General features: G+C 66.1%; 18 protein-coding genes. 11 read left to right on the forward strand and 7 right to left on the reverse strand.

What is annotated here, in order from left to right:
• Nucleotides 1-153 precede the first annotated feature (153 nt).
• Both J2S32_RS11205 and J2S32_RS11210 read left to right on the forward strand, forming a co-directional pair.
• Entirely contained in the window at nucleotides 154-798 is a 645-nt protein-coding gene (locus J2S32_RS11205; protein ID WP_253521309.1) for a YqiJ family protein, read from the forward strand.
• 41 nt (nucleotides 799-839) lie between these two features.
• Nucleotides 840-2,582 carry a flotillin family protein gene (locus J2S32_RS11210; protein WP_253521312.1) on the forward strand — a complete coding sequence of 581 codons (1,743 nt, stop codon included), beginning with the start codon at nucleotides 840-842 and terminating at the stop codon, nucleotides 2,580-2,582.
• Between the two features lie 58 nt (nucleotides 2,583-2,640).
• Here J2S32_RS11210 and J2S32_RS11215 read toward each other — a convergent pair whose 3' ends face one another.
• Nucleotides 2,641-3,531, reverse strand: coding sequence for a UTP--glucose-1-phosphate uridylyltransferase (locus tag J2S32_RS11215; RefSeq protein WP_063506274.1), 891 nt, complete (start codon nucleotides 3,529-3,531; stop codon nucleotides 2,641-2,643).
• A gap of 139 nt (nucleotides 3,532-3,670) precedes the next feature.
• Between J2S32_RS11215 and murA the strand changes: the two genes are divergently transcribed.
• Together murA and J2S32_RS11225 are read left to right on the forward strand one after the other, a co-directional pair.
• Nucleotides 3,671-4,954 carry a UDP-N-acetylglucosamine 1-carboxyvinyltransferase gene (gene murA / locus J2S32_RS11220; protein WP_253521316.1) on the forward strand — a complete coding sequence of 428 codons (1,284 nt, stop codon included), beginning with the start codon at nucleotides 3,671-3,673 and terminating at the stop codon, nucleotides 4,952-4,954.
• A 62-nt stretch (nucleotides 4,955-5,016) separates the two neighbouring features.
• Nucleotides 5,017-5,238 (forward strand): hypothetical protein, encoded by a 222-nt coding sequence (locus J2S32_RS11225; RefSeq protein WP_253521320.1) that lies wholly within the window; start codon nucleotides 5,017-5,019, stop codon nucleotides 5,236-5,238.
• Here J2S32_RS11225 and J2S32_RS11230 read toward each other — a convergent pair whose 3' ends face one another.
• Nucleotides 5,239-5,517, reverse strand: a complete 279-nt coding sequence (locus J2S32_RS11230; RefSeq protein WP_318173607.1) for a ribbon-helix-helix domain-containing protein — start codon at nucleotides 5,515-5,517, stop codon at nucleotides 5,239-5,241. It lies immediately after the preceding gene.
• Between the two features lie 87 nt (nucleotides 5,518-5,604).
• On the opposite strand from J2S32_RS11230, the gene J2S32_RS11235 reads away from it, so the two are divergent.
• Nucleotides 5,605-6,330 carry a helix-turn-helix domain-containing protein gene (locus J2S32_RS11235; RefSeq protein ID WP_253521324.1) on the forward strand — a complete coding sequence of 242 codons (726 nt, stop codon included), beginning with the start codon at nucleotides 5,605-5,607 and terminating at the stop codon, nucleotides 6,328-6,330.
• A gap of 40 nt (nucleotides 6,331-6,370) precedes the next feature.
• Here J2S32_RS11235 and phbB read toward each other — a convergent pair whose 3' ends face one another.
• Together phbB and J2S32_RS11245 are read right to left on the reverse strand one after the other, a co-directional pair.
• Nucleotides 6,371-7,096, reverse strand: a complete 726-nt coding sequence (gene phbB / locus J2S32_RS11240) for an acetoacetyl-CoA reductase (protein ID WP_253521329.1) — start codon at nucleotides 7,094-7,096, stop codon at nucleotides 6,371-6,373.
• A 128-nt stretch (nucleotides 7,097-7,224) separates the two neighbouring features.
• Nucleotides 7,225-7,989 carry a hypothetical protein gene (locus tag J2S32_RS11245; protein ID WP_253521333.1) on the reverse strand — a complete coding sequence of 255 codons (765 nt, stop codon included), beginning with the start codon at nucleotides 7,987-7,989 and terminating at the stop codon, nucleotides 7,225-7,227.
• A 336-nt stretch (nucleotides 7,990-8,325) separates the two neighbouring features.
• Between J2S32_RS11245 and J2S32_RS11250 the strand changes: the two genes are divergently transcribed.
• The 4 genes from J2S32_RS11250 (at nucleotide 8,326) to holA (ending at nucleotide 12,903) form a co-directional block, all read left to right on the forward strand.
• Complete coding sequence (locus J2S32_RS11250) at nucleotides 8,326-8,775, forward strand: DUF3576 domain-containing protein (RefSeq protein WP_253521337.1); 450 nt, start codon at nucleotides 8,326-8,328, stop codon at nucleotides 8,773-8,775.
• A 62-nt stretch (nucleotides 8,776-8,837) separates the two neighbouring features.
• Nucleotides 8,838-11,360: a leucine--tRNA ligase gene (leuS, locus tag J2S32_RS11255; RefSeq protein WP_253521340.1), complete on the forward strand. Its 2,523-nt coding sequence runs from the start codon at nucleotides 8,838-8,840 to the stop codon at nucleotides 11,358-11,360.
• Nucleotides 11,360-11,860, forward strand: a complete 501-nt coding sequence (lptE, locus tag J2S32_RS11260; RefSeq protein WP_253521343.1) for an LPS assembly lipoprotein LptE — start codon at nucleotides 11,360-11,362, stop codon at nucleotides 11,858-11,860. The genes leuS and lptE overlap by 1 nt, the downstream gene beginning before the upstream one ends.
• Nucleotides 11,857-12,903 (forward strand): DNA polymerase III subunit delta, encoded by a 1,047-nt coding sequence (gene holA / locus J2S32_RS11265; RefSeq protein ID WP_253521346.1) that lies wholly within the window; start codon nucleotides 11,857-11,859, stop codon nucleotides 12,901-12,903. The genes lptE and holA overlap by 4 nt, the downstream gene beginning before the upstream one ends.
• A 7-nt stretch (nucleotides 12,904-12,910) precedes the next feature.
• Here holA and J2S32_RS11270 read toward each other — a convergent pair whose 3' ends face one another.
• Genes J2S32_RS11270 through J2S32_RS11280 form a run of 3 tightly spaced genes read right to left on the reverse strand, consistent with a single transcriptional unit; the run spans nucleotide 12,911 to nucleotide 14,769 of the window.
• Nucleotides 12,911-13,459, reverse strand: coding sequence for an LptA/OstA family protein (locus tag J2S32_RS11270; RefSeq protein WP_253521348.1), 549 nt, complete (start codon nucleotides 13,457-13,459; stop codon nucleotides 12,911-12,913).
• Entirely contained in the window at nucleotides 13,459-14,127 is a 669-nt protein-coding gene (gene lptC / locus J2S32_RS11275) for an LPS export ABC transporter periplasmic protein LptC (protein ID WP_253521350.1), read from the reverse strand. Before lptC ends, J2S32_RS11270 begins: the two co-directional genes overlap by 1 nt.
• A gap of 24 nt (nucleotides 14,128-14,151) precedes the next feature.
• Nucleotides 14,152-14,769 carry a ribonuclease D gene (locus J2S32_RS11280; protein WP_253521352.1) on the reverse strand — a complete coding sequence of 206 codons (618 nt, stop codon included), beginning with the start codon at nucleotides 14,767-14,769 and terminating at the stop codon, nucleotides 14,152-14,154.
• 79 nt (nucleotides 14,770-14,848) lie between these two features.
• Between J2S32_RS11280 and ung the strand changes: the two genes are divergently transcribed.
• The gene (gene ung, locus J2S32_RS11285; protein WP_253521354.1) at nucleotides 14,849-15,532 is read left to right on the forward strand and encodes a uracil-DNA glycosylase; all 684 of its coding nucleotides are present in this window, start codon (nucleotides 14,849-14,851) and stop codon (nucleotides 15,530-15,532) included.
• Nucleotides 15,533-15,590: 58 nt separating this feature from the next.
• On the forward strand, nucleotides 15,591-17,072 hold the full coding sequence (locus J2S32_RS11290; protein WP_253521357.1) for a serine hydrolase domain-containing protein: 1,482 nt from the start codon (nucleotides 15,591-15,593) through the stop codon (nucleotides 17,070-17,072).

Genomic DNA, 17,072 nt, shown 5'->3' on the forward strand with positions numbered 1-17,072 from the left:
GGAAAATCGAACTCGGTTCATCGCATATTTGTGTCGAAAAAGAGCGATTTGCGCTAAGAAACAGGCGGAAAAACAAGTCGGAAGCGAGAAGCCTTCGTCCTTTGAGGCCGAATTTGTCCCTCTGGCTGTATCTATAGTTGAGAGCCGGGGGTCATGTCGATATTCGAGGCACACAACATGCCGTTCGCCGCGGCATTCGTCTTGGTCTTGCTGCTTGCACTAGTTCAGGCGATTGGTCTCGGCGACATGTTCGGCGGCGACGCGGAGGTCGATCCGTCGACCGGTGTCGAGGTCGATTCCGGTATGCAGCCAGGAGCGCTGGACGGGATCTTCACCTTGCTGGGCATCGGCCGGGTCCCGCTGACCATCTGGCTTGCGGTGTTCCTGTTCGGCTTTGCCGCAATCGGGGTATCGATCCAGTCGCTGTCGGATAACCTGCTCGGTGCGCCGCTGTACCGCTGGGTCGCCGCGATCGTCGCTGCCGCGGCCGCCCTGCCGCTGACCGGGATGCTGGCACGGCCGCTGGGCGCGATCCTGCCAAAGGATGAAACCAGCGCGGTCAGTACCGACACGCTGCTCGGGCGCCGCGGGACCATCACCGACGGGATCGCCCGTCGAGGTTCGCCCGCTCGCGCCCGGGTGCAGGATGCGCACGGACAGGCCCACCATGTCATGGTCGAGCCACACGAGCCGTCCAGCGAGATGTACGCTGGCGACGAAATCCTGCTCGTGCGCCGTGAAGGTCGCCAGTTCTACGCCACTGCGCTCGCCGAGCGCCGCCTCTCGCCGCAGGCGTGACGCGCTTACCATGATTCGCAATTCATCACCGAGGAGAACCAATGGAAAACCTGCCTGAAGTCGTAATCTGGGGCGGAGGCGGTCTTGCCGTTTTCCTCGTCATCGCACTCACGATCACGCGCCTGTACCGCCGTGCGTCGAAGGAAATCGCCTTCGTGCGGACCGGCGTCGGGGGCGAAAAGGTCGTCATGAACGGCGGCGCACTGGTGCTGCCCGTCTTCCACGAGACCATGCCCGTCAATATGAACACGCTGGTGCTGCCGGTGGTCCGGCGCGATGGCGAGGCGCTGATCACGCTCGACCGCCTCCGGATCGATGTGAAGGCCGAGTTTTATGTCCGTGTGCGTCCCGATGCCGGAGCGATCGCGATGGCGGCGCAGACGCTTGGCCAGCGCACGATGCAACCCGAAATGCTCAAGGACCTGGTCGAAGGCAAATTCGTCGATGCGCTGCGCTCGGTCGCAGCCGGCATGAGCATGAACGAGTTGCACGAACAGCGCGCCGACTTCGTCCAGAAGGTTCAGCAGGTGTCGTCGAACGACCTGGCCATGAACGGGCTGGAACTCGAATCCGTCTCGCTCACCGGGCTCGACCAGACCAGCATCGAGCATTTCAACGCCAACAACGCGTTCGATGCTGAAGGCCTGACCAAGCTGACCGAGCAGATCGAGGCACGCAAGAAGCTGCGCAACGACATCGAGCAGGATACGCGCGTCCAGATGGAGACCAAGAATCTCGAGGCCGATTCACGGAGCTTCGAGATCGGTCGCGACAAGGAATATGCGCGCCTCCAGCAGGAGCGCGAGGTGGAAATCCGCCGCGCCGCGCAGGCTTCGGAAATCGCCCGCGAACAGGCCGAGCGTAGCCGCGAAGCCGATGCCGCGCGGATCGAGGCCAAGAAGCAGGTCGATGCGCAGCAGATCGAGGCAGACCGACTTGTCGAGGAAGCGCGGATCGACCAGCATCGCGCCCTCGAAATCGCCCGCCAGGAACAGCAGATCGCGGTGCAGAACAAGAGCCGCGAGGAAAGCCAGGCCAAGGCCGAGGCCGACGAGGCCCGCTCGAAGGCAGTGGCCGCCGAGGAGCAGGTCGCCACCAGCCGTGAAACCGAAATTGCCGAGCGTATGAAGCGCATCGAACTGATCGAGGCTTCGAAACAGGCCGAGCGTGACGCAATCAAGATCCGCGTCGATGCCGAAGCGGAAAAGGACGCGGCGTCGAACCGGGCCGAGGCCGCGCGCCGCGAAGCCGAGGGCGAAGCCGAAGCCGAGAAGCTGCGCGCCGAGGCCGCACGCGTCCGGTTCGAGGTCGAGGCTGCCGGCCAGAAGGCGATCAACGAAGCTGCCAACATTCTGTCGTCAGGCCAGATCAGCCTGCAGACCAAGATGGCACTGCTCAAGGTGTTGCCCGAAGTCATTCGCGAAAGTGCGAAGCCGATGGAGGCGATCGACAGCATCAAGATCGTGCAGGTCGATGGTCTGACCAATGGCGGAGCCAAGGCGGGGACGCCAGCGGGCAGCAATGGCTCGGGCAATCTCGCCACCGATGCGGTCAGCGCCGCGCTGGCCTATCGGGCGCAGGCGCCGGTGCTCGACGGACTGATGAAGGAGTTGGGTCTCGATGGTTCGTCGCTCGACAGTCTCGTCAAAGGACCGGCGGCGGCAGAAACCGCGCCGCGCCTGGCAGAGGTGCTCGACGACATCGCGGAACAGGTCGAGGAGGCCGAAGCCAAGGCACCGGCGAAGTCGGAAGCCACAAAGGGCGAAGACGCTCCGGCGGTATAGCTCGCGAACTTAGGCAATTGCGAAAGGGGGGTGCTGCGGCGCCCCCCTTTTTACGTCGCTATTCGCTGAGCAACCGCTCCGCCATCGCGCGCACCTCGGCGCCCATGTCTTCGCGTTCGAGCGCCAGGGCCAGCGTCGCCTCGACGAAGCCGGTCTTGCTGCCGCAGTCGAAGCGGCGGCCGGCGAAGGTGGCGGCGTGGAAGGGCTGGTTGCCGATCATTTTCGCCATTGCGTCGGTCAGCTGGATTTCCCCGCCCGCGCCCTTGCCCTGGTCCTTGAGCACGCCCATCACCTCGGGCTGGAGGATGTAGCGGCCCGAGATGATCTTGTTCGACGGCGCCTCGTCCACCGGGGGTTTTTCGACCAGCCCGGTCACCTCGGTCAGCGTCTCGGACAGCTGGGCGCCCGGCGCGATCACGCCATAGCTCGACACTTCGTCATGCGGCACTTCGAGCACCGAGATCAGATTGCCGCCGACCTCTTCATAGGCTTCGACCATCTGCTTCATGCAGCCGGTGCCGCCGCCCTTGGCCGCCACCATCAGCTCGTCGGGCAGGAGGATGGCGAATGGATCGTCGCCGACGATCGCGCGCGCGCACCAGATCGCATGGCCCAGCCCCAGCGGCACCTGCTGGCGTACGGTGATGATATCGCCCGGCGTGGCGCGGGTGGGTTCGAGCACCGAGAGGTCCTTGCCGCGCTCCGCCATGGTGGTTTCGAGTTCGAAGGCGACGTCGAAATGCTCGACGATCGCGGTCTTGCCGCGGCCGGTGACGAAGATGATCTGCTCGATCCCCGCCTCGCGCGCCTCGTCCACCGCATACTGGATCAGCGGACGGTCGACGATCGGCAGCAATTCCTTCGGGATCGCCTTGGTCGCGGGGAGAAAGCGGGTTCCGAGACCGGCGACGGGAAACACCGCCTTCTTGATCGGTTTACGGGCTGACATCTGTGTTGCTCCTGCCTGTTTGCGCGGCCAATTTCGCGCGGGGGCGCACGCGATCGGTCGACGATACATCCGCTGGCGCGGCGCTGCGACGCTATCGTGACGCTTGCCAGCATGACGCGCGAGGGTAAAGCACGGTTCCATGGACAAACTGATCATTCGCGGCGGTAACCGCCTGTCGGGGACCATCCCCATTTCGGGCGCCAAGAATGCCGCGCTCACGCTGATACCCTGCGCGTTGCTGACCGAGGAGGCGCTGACGCTGCGCAATTTGCCGCGGCTGGCCGATATCGACGGCTTCCAGCACCTGATGACGCAGTTCGGCGTCAGCCATACGATTCCCGGCAAGCGGCCCGAGGACTTCGGCCGCAACGTCACGCTCGAGGCGATGCGGATCACCAGTTCGGTCGCGCCCTACGATCTGGTGCGCAAGATGCGCGCCTCGATCCTCGTGCTCGGCCCGCTGCTCGCGCGCACCGGCGAGGCGACCGTGTCGCTGCCCGGCGGCTGCGCAATCGGCAACCGCCCGATCGACCTCCACCTCAAGGCGCTCGAAGCCTTCGGCGCGCATATCGAACTGGCGCAGGGCTATGTGAAGGCGATGGCGCCCGATGGCGGACTGCCCGGCGGCGAGTTCGACTTCCCCGTGGTCTCGGTCGGCGCGACCGAGAATGCGCTGATGGCGGCGGTGCTGTGCAAGGGCACCAGCCGGCTGGTCAACGCCGCGCGTGAGCCCGAGATCGTCGATCTGTGCAATTTGCTCACCGCGATGGGCGCGGAGATCGAGGGGATCGGGACCTCCGAACTGACAATCCACGGGGTGAACAAGCTGCACGGCGCGACCTACCGGGTGATGCCCGACCGGATCGAGGCGGGCTCCTATGCCTGCGCGGCGGCGATCACCGGCGGCGAGGTGCGGCTCGAGGGCGCCGATGCGGGCGACATGGGCTCGACGCTGCACGCTTTGCGCAACATCGGGGTCGAGATCGAGAGCGACAAGCACGGCATCGACGTGGCCGCGAACGGGCCGCTCAAGGCGCATAATCTCACCACCGCACCCTTCCCGGGGCTGGCCACCGACATGCAGGCGCAATTGATGAGCCTGCTGACCCGCGCCGAGGGCACCAGCGTGCTCAAGGAAACGATCTTCGAGAACCGCTTCATGCATGTGCCCGAACTGGCGCGGATGGGCGCGGATATCGAGACCGAGGGCCGCACGGCGATCGTGCGCGGTCCGGTGGAACTCACCGGCGCGGAAGTGATGGCGACCGATCTGCGCGCCTCGATGAGCCTGGTGATCGCGGGGCTCGCCGCTACAGGCGAGACCACCGTGCGCCGTCTCTACCACCTCGACCGCGGTTATGAGCGGCTGGAAGAGAAGCTCCAGCTGGTCGGCGCAGATGTCGAACGGGTGGGCGACGAATGAGCGCTGGCTGACGGACCTTTCCGGCGATCCGCGCGTTGGGTCGCCAAGGAAGGAGTTCTCATATGTTACTCAAGCTCATGGCGCTCGGCGGTATCGGATATGCCGGTTATCGCTATCTCGAAAAGAACAAGTCCAAGGCGGCGTTTGCCGACAACCAGGGCGATGCATCGATCCGCGACGCAGGTCCCGAATCGATGCGCGACAAGCCCGACGGGACCTGGACCAAGGCCGACGAGGAAAGCGACGAAAGCTTTCCCGCGAGCGATCCGCCCGCCAATTACTGATCAGGCGGTTTGAACTGCCGAAGGGGCGGTTGGCGCAAGCCAGCCGCCCTTTTCATATGTGACCAGCCAGATGCGAATCGCCCCCGCCAGACCCGGCGGGGTTTCGGCGCGGATTCGTTCGGCGTCGATCTGCGCGACCAGCGCGTTGATCGACTGGTTGCGCATCCGTGCCGCGGTGGTGAGCTTGTCCCAGAACAGCGGTTCGAGACTGATCGAGGTGCGATGTCCGTCGATGCGGACCGAGTATTTCTTGGGGGGGTGGTAAGGGGGCATTTCCATAGGCCGCGCGCCCTACAACGCTCGGGCCGGGGCCGATACGATTTTTTTGGGGTGTGCGGTGAACCGTGCCGCGCCTAGGTTTCGGGCATGGCTGACGGCTATGACGCGCTTACCGAAAAGGAGAAGGAAACGCTGCGCCTGATGGCGCGGGGGCACGATGCCAAGTCGGCCGCGAACGCGCTATCCCGGTCGGTACACACGATCAACGAGCGGCTGCGCGGGGCGCGGCGGAAGCTGGCGGTCACCAGCAGCCGCGAGGCGGCACGGCTGGTGCTCGACCGCGAAGGCGGACCCCACGAAAATCTTGCGGACAAGGATTTGGGGGGAGACCCGCGTGCCGGTTCGGATGATCAACCGGGCCGCAGGCGCAAGGGTGCCTGGCTAATCGGAGGAATCTGTATGTCAGTACTGACCGCAGCGCTGCTGCTCTTCACACCCCTCGCCACCGATGGCGGGGGCTCTCGCGATGCCGAAACCGCGGCGCGCGACGCAGCGGTCGAGTCTGCCGCGCGAAGCTGGCTCGCGCTTGGCGATGCCGGAAACTGGCAGGCGAGCTACGATGCGGCGGGCGAGAGTTTCCGCTCGGCCAACAGCGTTGCGGGATGGGCCGCGGCGTCGGAGCAGGTCCGGGTTCCGCTGGGCGCCGTGGTGGCGCGCAATCTGGCGACGATCCGCTACCTCAACGCGCCGCCGCACGGCTATCAGGAAGTCACCTTCCAGACGCGCTTCGCCAACAAGCCCGACGCGGTGGAGACGGTCACGCTGGTGAAGGAAGATGGCCAATGGAAGGTCGTCGGGATCCTGATCGACTGAACCGACCGGGCACGGGGGGCGCCGGCAGCCCCCGTGGCCATCAATACATGTGCTGGCCGCCGTTGATGCTCATCGTCGAGCCGGTCACGAATGCGGCATGTTCGGAGCACAGGAAGCTGACCCCGCGGGCGATCTCGCTGGCCTTGCCCAGTCGCCCGACGGGGATCTTGGCGACGATCTTCTCGAGCACCGGTTCGGGGACGGCGGCAACCATGTCGGTGTCGATATAGCCCGGCGCGATCGCGTTGACGGTGATCCCGAAACGCGCACCTTCCTGCGCCAGCGCCTTGGTGAAGCCGTGGATCCCGCTTTTGGCGGCGGCGTAATTGACCTGGCCATATTGTCCGGCCTGACCATTGATCGACCCGATGTTGACGATGCGGCCCCAGCCGCGTTCCTTCATCCCCGCGAAGGTGGCCTTGGCGGTGTTGAAACAGCCGCCCAGATTGGTGCGCATGACCGCGTCCCAGTCCGCATAGCTCATCTTGAGCAGCGTGCCGTCGCGGGTGATCCCGGCATTGTTGACCACCACGTCGATCGGGCCATGCTGCTCGGCGATGCTTGCGCAGGCCGCCTCGACAGCCTCGGGGTCGCCGACATCGAACTTGCTCGTGGGGATGCCGGTTTCTTCGGTGAAGCGCTGGGCGGCTTCGTCATTGCCGGCGTAATTGGCGATCACGGTAAAGCCGCGCTCGTCGCGCAAGCGTTCGCAGACTGCGCGGCCGATCCCGCGCGTGCCCCCGGTTACAATAGCCACCCGTGACATAGTCGATTCTCCCCGGCATTCCCTAGCGTTGCGGCGAGCCTAGGCCAGCGACGTGGCGCACGCCAAGCCCCAACGCCAAGCGGCGCTGCGGTGCAATCGTATTTTCGGGTGGGGTCTGCTTAGAAGCTTTAGAAGCTGACGCGCGTGCCGACATAGACGGCCTGGTCGTCCTCGAGCCCGTCGGTCAGCGGTGCAAGCCGGTTGCTGTCTTTCGACAGGCGGACACCGGCGGTCACATTGAGATTGCCGACCACGCGGTAGGAGGTGCTGAGATCGACGCTCTGGTTGCCCGCGCCTTCGAGCGTGCGCGGCGAGCGGCCGGCCCTGTCTTCCTTCTCGAGCGCGAGGCGCGAATCGAAGCGGCCCGGCTTGGCGGGCTTGTCGCCCTTGTCGAGGGCGTAGCTGGCGAGGTCGGGCATGCCCATGTCGCGCAGGCCGACCGAAACGGTCGCCGGCTTGGCGGGCTGGGCGAAGCTCTGATAGCCACGCGCCACACCCAGATTGTAGCTGGTCTGGCTGATCGCGAGCACGCGTTCGCGGCTGTCGGCGGTACCGGCCGAATCGATCGCGCTGCGGACCGAGATCGCGCGGGCCATGGCGTCATCGACGCGGACCGCGACGGTCACCGTGCGGTCCTTGGTCAGCACCGGCTTGTTCGCCGGGGTGAAACGCAATCCGTCTTCACCCATTACGGCGGCGACGCGCGCAGCAAGCTGCGGATCGACCTTGGCCGGGGTGAAGCGCAGATAGGATACGGTTTCGGGAAGCTCCGCTGCCGCGCTGGTCTGCACCACGGCGAGACCGGCGGCGGGTATCGCCAGCGACAGACCGGCAACAGCCAGCGCCGCGGGTACGAACCGCGTCTTGCCCTGACTTTTCACCGAACGTGCCATCGCGAACGAGCTTCCCTTGTTTCTCGGGACTAAAGGCAGAACCGCCCTGAACGGTTCCTGACTTTTACGCCCTGGCGGGGCGAGTCCTTTTGTTTGTGAAAGCCAAGGTAGCACTCGCGCACCCGATGGCCAGCTTTTCCACAGCGGTTCCGCGCGATTGGCGAAAAGTGTTGCGCAGTATCCACAAGCACTTGGCAGAAGGTGCGCAGGCCGCGCGCATGGATTAAGCCCGCATTCACGCGCGCAAGGCTGTGTGAGGCGCCGATGGCCTATGCCTTGCTCCCAAGCGTGCAGGCTTTATAGAGCCAAGCAATCTGCAGGATACCAAGGATCGACATGAGCGCTTTCGCAACCATTCGCCGCCCCGCAACCATCGCCGTTGCGACCGCCGCCTCGCTGGGCCTCGCGGCATGCGGTGGCGGGCGTGAGCGGCCGCAGGCGGACATTGCCGCGGCGCAGGTCACCACCATCGGGGTCAATTCCTACCTCTGGCGCGCCTCGCTCGATGCAGTGAGCTTTGCCCCGCTGCTCCAGGCCGACAGCAATGGCGGCGTGATCGTGACCGACTGGTATGCCAATCCGAGCAATCCGGGCGAGCGGGTCAAGATGACCGTCACCATCCTCGATTCCGATCTGCGCGCCGATGCGCTGCGCGTGGCGGCCAGCCGCCAGGTCAACCAGTCGGGCACCTGGGTCGACGCCCCGGTCCAGGCGGCGACCGTGCAGAAACTGGAAGACATCATCCTGACCAAGGCCCGCGAGCTGCGCCGCGAAGCGGTCAGCTGATCGCGGGGGCGGAGCCTTAAAGCGCCTTCCCATAGCCGGTAAAATCCGTAAACGCCGCTCGCATGAGCAGCGAAACCCGTTTCGATCCCGCCAGCGCCGATGCGCGCTGGCAAAGCGCGTGGGACCAGGCGCAGACTTTCCGCGCGGATAGCGATTCCCCCAAGCCCAAGAGCTACGTGCTCGAGATGTTTCCCTATCCTTCGGGGCGCATCCATATCGGCCATGTGCGCAATTACACGATGGGCGACGTGCTGGCGCGCTACAAGAAGGCGGTGGGCCACGAAGTGCTGCATCCGATGGGCTGGGACGCCTTCGGCATGCCCGCCGAAAACGCGGCGATGGAAAAGGGCGTCCACCCGGGCGGCTGGACCCGCGACAATATCGAACACATGAAGGCGCAGCTGAAGCGTCTCGGCTTCGCGCTGGACTGGTCGCGGGAATTGGCGACCTGCGAACCCGATTATTACGGGCACGAGCAGGCGCTGTTCATCGATCTCTACGAAGCGGGCCTCGTCTATCGCAAGGAGAGCGAGGTCAATTGGGACCCGGTCGATATGACCGTGCTCGCCAATGAGCAGGTGATCGACGGCAAGGGCTGGCGCAGCGGCGCCGAGGTCGAGAAGCGCAAGCTGAGCCAGTGGTTCCTCAAGATCACCGATTTCGCCGAAGAGCTGCTCGAAGGGCTCGGCAGCCTCGACAACTGGCCCGACAAGGTCCGGCTGATGCAGGAAAACTGGATCGGCAAGTCCAAGGGGCTCGAATTCAGCTTCGACCTCTCGAATGGAGAGACGTTGCCGGTCTATACGACCCGCCCGGACACCATCTTCGGCGCGAGTTTCGTCGCGGTCGCACCGGATCATCCCCTCGCGCAAGCCGTGGCGGCACAGAACTGCGATGCGGCGAAGTTCATCGCATTGTGCAAGCGAGGCGGCACGACCGCGGCTGAATTGGAAACGGCAGAGAAGCTCGGCTTCGATACCGGGATCGGGGCGAAGCACCCTTTCACGCAGCAGCACCTGCCCGTCTATATCGCGAACTTCGTGCTGATGGATTACGGCACCGGCGCGATCATGGCGGTACCGGGCCACGACCAGCGCGATTTCGAATTCGCCACCAAATACGGCCTGCCGATCCCGCGGGTCGTCGCGGCGAGCGCCGATCAGGCGAACAAGCCCTTCGCCGGCGAGGCCGAGGCGGGGGAGGGCGTGCTGGTCAATTCGGACTTCCTCGACGGGATGGAAGTCGAGGACGCCAAGCGCGCAATCATCGCGCGCATCGAGGAACAGGGACGCGGCAGCGGCAAGACCGTGTGGCGCCTGCGCGACTGGGGCGTGTCGCGCCAGCGGTACTGGGGCACGCCGATCCCCTTCATCCATTGCGATGCTTGCGGCGTGGTGCCCGCGCCCAAGGACAGCCTGCCGATCACGCTGCCCGAGGATGTCGACTTCCAGACCCCGGGCAATCCGCTGGTGCGGCATCCGACATGGAAACACGTCGACTGCCCCAAATGCGGCGCCGGCGCGACACGCGAGACCGACACGCTCGACACTTTCGTCGACAGTTCGTGGTATTTCCTGCGCTTCGCCAGCCAGCCCGCGGACAAGCCGTTCGACAAGGACGAGATCGCCAAGTGGCTGCCGGTCGAACAGTATATCGGCGGGATCGAGCACGCGATCCTGCACCTGCTCTACGCCCGGTTCTGGACCCGCGCACTGGCGCATATGGGCCAGATCGACGTGACCGAACCCTTCGCCTCGCTGTTCACGCAGGGCATGGTCACGCATGAGACCTACAGCCGCAAGGATGGCGGCAAGACCATCTATTATGCGCCCGACGAGATCAGCCGCGAGGCCGAACGCGCGCTGCTCAAAGACGATGGCGGCGATGTCGAGATCGGCCGCGTCATCAAGATGTCGAAGTCGAAGAAGAACGTGGTCGACCCCGATACGATCATCGACACCTATGGCGCCGACGCGGTGCGCTGGTTCATGCTGTCCGACAGCCCGCCCGAGCGCGACCTGCCGTGGTCCGAAGCGGGCATCGAGGGCTGCTCGCGCTTCGTCCACCGCCTGTGGCGGCTGTTCGCTGCCCATGCCGCCGGGGCCGTAGGCGAGGACAAGCCGCTGCTGCGCAAGATGCACCAGACGGTTGCGGCCGTGGCGGAGGATATCGAATCGCTGGGCTTCAACAAGGCGGTGGCGCGAATCTACGAACTGACCGGCGCGGTCGAGAAGGCGCAGCGTTCGGCCAGTCGGTCGGCCGCGATCCGCACGCTGGTGCAACTGGTCGCGCCGATGATGCCGCATCTGGCCGAGGAAGCCTGGGCGGCGCTGGGCACCGACGGCCTGGTGGCCGATGCCGCCTGGCCGGCAGTCGATCCCGCGCTGCTGGTCGAGGACGAGGTGACCATCGCGGTCCAGCACAAGGGCAAGCTGCGCGACACGCTGACCGCGCCCAAGGGCGCTTCGAAGGAAGATCTCGAAGCGATGGCGCTGGCGTCGGAAAAGGTGCAGCGCTCGCTCGACGGGGCGGAAATCCGCAAGGTCATTGTGGTGCCCGACAGATTGGTGAATATCGTCACCTGATGCGCATCGTCCTCGCCTGTCTCGCCCTGTGCACGCTTTCGGCCTGCGGCCTGTCGCCCATGTATGCTGGCGGCGGCAGCGGCGCGGTCGCGCAATCCATGGCCGCGATCGAGGTCGCGCCGATCGAGGGGCGGGCCGGCTGGCTGGTCCGCAGCGCGCTCGAGGAACGCTTCGGCGCAGCGGGCACGGTCAGCCCGCAATACCGGATCGATGTCCGGCTCGACGACCAGCTCGAAGGGCTTGCGGTGCTGCGCGACGATACGATCAGCCGCGAACGGCGGACGCTGCGCGCGCGCTATCAGCTGGTCGATCTCGCCACTGGCGAGATCCTGCTTGACGCGACCGATGGCTCGGATGCCGGGATCGACGTGGTGTCGAGCGAATATGCGGTCATCGCCGCTGAACAGACCGCGCTGCAGAACCTGTCGCAGGATCTTGCGCAGCGGATGATCACGCGGATCGCGCTGGCCTTGCGGCGGCAGGGCGACGCGGCACAGTGAAGCTCAGCAACCGCGATTTCGCGGCCAAGGGACGCAGCGCCGCCCAGGGCTGCGGCATTTTCTTTTTCTGCGGACAGGACGAAGCGGGCGCGAGTGCGGCGGCCAACGACCTCGTGACCTGGCTGCCCGAACCGGGCGAACGCGTCGAAATGTCGGGTGCCGAGCTGCGCGGTGATCCCGCGCGGCTGGGCGATGAGGCACGGACCAATTCGCTGTTCGGCGACCAGCGGCATATCTGGGTACGGGCCAACGGCGACGAGGCGCATGAAGCGCTCAAGGTGCTGGTCGAAACCAGCGAGGCGGGCGGCGGTAAGGCCTGCCCGGTCATCGTCGTCGCCACCTCGGCCACCGACAAGTCGCGCTCCGCCAAATTGCTCGAAAAGCGCAAGGATGCGCTGGTGGCGATGTTCTATCCGCCCGACCTGCAATCGGTCACCCGCAGCGTGCGCGGCCTCGCCGACGGGGCGGGGGTGCGGCTGGGCGGCGATCTGGCCGAACGGATCGCACGCGCGGCCAATCTCGACGTGCGGCTGGCGAAGAGCGAGATCGAGAAACTCGCGCTCTATCTCGATGCCAGCGCGCAAAGCCCGCAGAGCGCGACCGCGGAAGACCTCGATGCGATTGGCGCGGCGAGCGAGGACGATGGCTTCACCCCGCTGGTCAATGCGGTGATGGGCGGACAGGCGCCCAAGGTCGCAGTCGAGCTGGCGCGGATGAAATTGCTCGGGCTCAATCCTGTCGGCGTGTTGCTCGCCTTCGAGCGGCGCGCGGCGCAGCTGGCGCGGATCGCCGCGGCGCTCGGTTCGCGCTCTTTCGGCGATCTGGATCGGGGCGAGGAGGCGCGGCTGGGCATCTTCTTCAAGGAAAAGCGCGACATCGGGCAGCAGCTCGCGCTGTGGCGGCACGGCGACAAGCTCGACCGACTGACGCAGCGCCTCGTCGGGCTCCACCGCGAATTGCTGACCAACAGCCAGGCCGCCGAATTGCTGCTGGCACAGGGCCTTGCCGATATTGCGCGCGTGGCCGGCGCGCGCGGGCGCTAGCCGCGGCTCAGCCTTCGGGGACCGAGAAGGTCCCGGTGACCCTTCCGCCCGACTGGCCCTCGCCCGTAACCGAGGACGACCCGCTGGCACGCCCGTCGACGCTCGACACGCCCGAGGCGAGGTCGATCACCAGCCGTCCGCCGTTGAGCGTATCGCCGCCGCGGTTGAGCCGGACATTGCCCGCCATGGTGATGATCCGGCGGTTGAAATCATAGACCGCCGTATCGCCGCGCGCGCGTTCGTTGCCGCGGGTTACATTGACCCCGCCGGTGGCCATGATGCGCTGGATCTTGAGTGTGCCCGCATCCGAATAGCTGACGATGGTCCGCGCCGCATTGAGGTTGAGCCCGGCCTGGGTGATCGCGACATTGCCCGACAGGACGACGCGGTTTTCGCGGTCCTGCAGCTCGATCCGGTCGGCGGCATAGGACACGGGCGCATCCGAATTGTGCCCCGCGATCGACTGCGCGGAAAGCTGGATACCGGCAAAGGCGACCGCCGTGACCGCGAACGAACCGATGCCCCAGCGGGCGATAGTGGGGAGCAGGGGCTTCATTACGGCATCCTCAGCTTTCCGGGCTCCATGCGCAGCCGCGCATTGCCCGACAGGGTTATGGTGCGCGCCGACAGATCGGCGGTCAAACGGTCGGCGCTGAAGGTCCCGGCGGGAATTTCCCCCTCGACGCCCCCCGCACCGACCAGCAGCTTGTTGGCGAGGTCGACCGAGACGCCGCGTGCCAGCATGCGATAGCCATCGGCGGCCTGCATGCGCATCGGCCCGGTGATCGAAACCACTTCCTCGTCGATGTCATATTGCCCGGCTTCGGCGCTCAGCCGCGCGGGGCCATCGTCGAGCAGCAGCCGCGCGACCAGATCGTCCATCCGCACAAGCCCTTCCGCGCTCGAGCGCTGGACTGCCTCGCCTGCGGTCAGCGAGAACGGGCGGTTCTGGTTGTCGGCTCCGCGATAGAGCGCATTGTCGACGCGCAGGCGTTCGGAGATGATCGCCACCTTGTTGCGGTCGAGCAGGAAGCTGATCTCGCCGCGCGGCGAGAGCGGCGTGATGACCATCAGGGCCGCCAGCACGCCGACAGCCATCGGCAGCGCGCGCGCAAGGAAAGCGACGAGGCGATCATGCGCCCCGCCAGGCTCGGCCCAGTGTTGGCGCTCGTGGCGCCGCTCCTGGGCTTCTGCCGTTTCGATCCTGCGTTGCCGGAATGCCATGCGTGTCGCCTGCCCGCGTGATCCTTACATGTGGCTGAAGATGTCGTGCTCGGCCCAGCCCGCCACGTCGAGCCGCGCGCGGGTGGGGAGGAAGTCGAAGCAGGCCTGCGCCAGTTCGGTGCGGCCCTCGCGCGCCAGCCGGCGGTCGAGCTCCTCCTTCATCCGGTGGAGGTAGCGCACGTCGCTAGCGGCATATTCGCGCTGCGCGTCGTTGAGTTCGGGGCCGCCCCAGTCGCTCGACTGCTGCGCCTTGGAAATGCTTTCGCCGAGCAATTCCTCGACCAGCATCTTGAGCCCGTGACGGTCGGTATAGGTGCGCACCAGCTTGCTGGCGATCTTGGTGCAATAGCAGGGCGTCGCTTCCACCCCGAGGTAATATTCGATCGCGGCGAGGTCGAAGCGTGCGAAATGGAACAGCTTGAGCCGTGCGGGATCGGCCAGCACCGCCTTGAGATTGGGCGCGTCGTAATCGCTGTCGGGAGCGAAACGGACGAGATGCTCGTCGCCCTTGCCGTCGCTGATCTGGACCACGCACAGCCGGTCGCGGATCGTGACGAGACCCATGGTTTCGGTATCGACGGCCACGGGGCCATCGGCGAGGACGCCTGCGGGGAGGTCTTCTTCGTGGAAATGCACTGCCATGCGCGCGGCCTTAGGCCGATTGGGGATTGGTGGGAAGGGGTGCTGGCGAGGCGCGTCCGGGCGGCCTAGTCCTGCCCTCATGGCGAGCGATGCAATCCCCGAAAGCTGGCAGGCCGCTCTGGGCCCGGTGCTGGCGACCCCGCAGGCGCGGCAATTGGGCGGCTTCCTGGTCGAGGAAGAGCGCGCCGGCAAACCGGTCTATCCGCCGCGCGGCTGCCGTCTGGCGGCGCTCGAGCTGACCCCGCTCGACGCGGTGAAGGTCGTGATCCTCGGGCAGGATCCCTATCATGGGCCGGGGCAGGCGATGGGCCTGTGCTTTGCAGTGCCCGAAGGGGTGAAGGTCCCGCCAAGCCTCGTGAACATCTACAAGGAGCTGGAAGCCGACCTTGGCATCGCGCGCCCCGCGCATGGCGATCTGAGCAAATGGGCGCGGCAGGGCGTGCTGCTGCTCAACAACACGCTGACGGTCGAGGGCGGCAAAGCGGGCAGCCATGCAAAGCGCGGCTGGGATGCGATCACCGATGCCTGCGTGGCGGCAGTGGCAGCGCGCGAGGAGCCCGCGGTGTTCATCCTGTGGGGCAGCCATGCGCAGGCCAAGGCGCAGCGTATCGAGCATTTACGCGATCCGCGCCACTGCGTGATCGAGAGCCCGCACCCCAGCCCGCTGTCGGCGCATCGGGGATTTTTCGGCTCGCGTCCGTTCAGCCGGACCAATGCCTTCCTTGCCGAACACGGCCGCACCCCGATCGACTGGGCCGTGTGACTTGCCATCGGCGTAAGCCTGTAGGAGACTTGCCGTCAGCGACAGGGGGAAGTTGGCAGTGAAGGCGATATTCAAGGCAGGCGCGGCGCTGGCCGTGCTGGGAATGGTGGTTCCGGCGCAGGCTCGCACTGGCGGCGATCACCATGCCGAGGCAGGCACCACCGATGCCGCCCGGGCCGAGGCGCTGGCCGAAGCGATGCGCGCGGCCGAGCTGTGGGTCGAAGGCCAGCGACAATATCGCAATATCCCCGCAGTCTCCGCCGCCGTGGCGCAGGGCGACCGGACCGTCTGGGCGCGCGGCTTCGGCACCACCGACCGCGCGCGCCAGATGCCCGCGAGGGCCGACACGATCTATTCGATCTGTTCGATTTCCAAGCTGTTCACCGCGGTCGCGCTGATGCAGCAGTGGGAGCAGGGCAAGGTCGCGCTCGACACGCCGATCGCGCATTATCTGCCCTGGGCCACGCTGGCGGACGATCCGCGTGACAGCGTGCCGGTGACCCTGCGCGGGGCGCTGACGCATTCTGCCGGGCTGCCGCGCGAAGCGGATTTTCCCTATTGGACCGGGCCCGATTATCCCTTCCCCAGCCAGGCCGAGGTCCGCGCGAAGATCGGCTCTCAGGCGCCGCTCTATCCTGCGTCGACCACCTGGCAATATTCGAACCTCGGCCTGACGCTAGTGGGCGAAACGGTCGAGGCGGTAAGCGGCGAACGCTTCGCCGATTACGTAACCGCGAACATCATCGACCCGCTTGGCTTGGAGGATACCCGGCCCGGGCTTCCCGGCGAGCTATATGGCGGGCAGCTGGCGGTCGGCTGGGGCGCGCTGACGGCGCAGGGCACACGCCCGCAGATCGATCTGTTCGATCCGGCGGGGATCACGCCCGCCGCCGGGTTCAGCGCCAGCGTCGCCGATCTGGCCAAATTCGCCAGCTGGACCTTCCGCCTGGCCAAATCGGGCGAGGCTGAAGTCCTGCGCGCCTCGACGCTGCGCGAGATGCAGCGGGTCCATTATATCTCGCCCGATTGGGAAACCAGCTGGGGGCTCGGCTTCGCGGTGCGCCGGGAAGGCGACACGACGGTGGTCGGCCATGGCGGTTCCTGTCCCGGTTATCGCAGCTCGCTGATGATCGCGCCGAGCGAGGAAATGGCGGTCGCGGTCGCGATGAACGCGATGGATGATCCGGGCGCGCTTGCCTATGGCATCGCCGCGCTGATCAAGGCGCGGGGCGGGGCCAAGCCCTTTGCCGAGGTCGAAGGCGTCGATCTCGCCGACTATGCCGGGGTCTATGACGGGCAGCCCTGGAGCGCGGACTATATGCTGATCCCATGGGCGGGCGGGCTGACCTGGCTCGCCGCCGATGCGGATGAACCGGCCAAATCTATGTGGCGGCTGAAACCGCTCGGCGGCGACCGGTTCCGCGTTGTCACCGACACCGGCGAAGAGCGCGACGAAGTCGTCTTCGAACGGGACCGGGCGGGCAACATCCACGCGGTCCACCAGCACTCCAATTCCTCGCGCCGGCTGCGCGGGCTCTAG

This window comes from Qipengyuania citrea (assembly GCF_024171405.1).
Taxonomy (GTDB): domain Bacteria; phylum Pseudomonadota; class Alphaproteobacteria; order Sphingomonadales; family Sphingomonadaceae; genus Qipengyuania; species Qipengyuania profunda.

Coding starts and splice junctions, on each gene's coding strand:
- J2S32_RS11205 (WP_253521309.1), top strand. CDS start 154: ATGTCGATATTCGAGGCACACAACATGCCGTTCGCCGCGGCATTCGTC.
- J2S32_RS11210 (WP_253521312.1), top strand. CDS start 840: ATGGAAAACCTGCCTGAAGTCGTAATCTGGGGCGGAGGCGGTCTTGCC.
- J2S32_RS11215 (WP_063506274.1), bottom strand. CDS start 3,531: ATGTCAGCCCGTAAACCGATCAAGAAGGCGGTGTTTCCCGTCGCCGGT.
- murA (WP_253521316.1), top strand. CDS start 3,671: ATGGACAAACTGATCATTCGCGGCGGTAACCGCCTGTCGGGGACCATC.
- J2S32_RS11225 (WP_253521320.1), top strand. CDS start 5,017: ATGTTACTCAAGCTCATGGCGCTCGGCGGTATCGGATATGCCGGTTAT.
- J2S32_RS11230 (WP_318173607.1), bottom strand. CDS start 5,517: ATGGAAATGCCCCCTTACCACCCCCCCAAGAAATACTCGGTCCGCATC.
- J2S32_RS11235 (WP_253521324.1), top strand. CDS start 5,605: ATGGCTGACGGCTATGACGCGCTTACCGAAAAGGAGAAGGAAACGCTG.
- phbB (WP_253521329.1), bottom strand. CDS start 7,096: ATGTCACGGGTGGCTATTGTAACCGGGGGCACGCGCGGGATCGGCCGC.
- J2S32_RS11245 (WP_253521333.1), bottom strand. CDS start 7,989: ATGGCACGTTCGGTGAAAAGTCAGGGCAAGACGCGGTTCGTACCCGCG.
- J2S32_RS11250 (WP_253521337.1), top strand. CDS start 8,326: ATGAGCGCTTTCGCAACCATTCGCCGCCCCGCAACCATCGCCGTTGCG.
- leuS (WP_253521340.1), top strand. CDS start 8,838: ATGAGCAGCGAAACCCGTTTCGATCCCGCCAGCGCCGATGCGCGCTGG.
- lptE (WP_253521343.1), top strand. CDS start 11,360: ATGCGCATCGTCCTCGCCTGTCTCGCCCTGTGCACGCTTTCGGCCTGC.
- J2S32_RS11270 (WP_253521348.1), bottom strand. CDS start 13,459: ATGAAGCCCCTGCTCCCCACTATCGCCCGCTGGGGCATCGGTTCGTTC.
- lptC (WP_253521350.1), bottom strand. CDS start 14,127: ATGGCATTCCGGCAACGCAGGATCGAAACGGCAGAAGCCCAGGAGCGG.
- J2S32_RS11280 (WP_253521352.1), bottom strand. CDS start 14,769: ATGGCAGTGCATTTCCACGAAGAAGACCTCCCCGCAGGCGTCCTCGCC.
- ung (WP_253521354.1), top strand. CDS start 14,849: ATGGCGAGCGATGCAATCCCCGAAAGCTGGCAGGCCGCTCTGGGCCCG.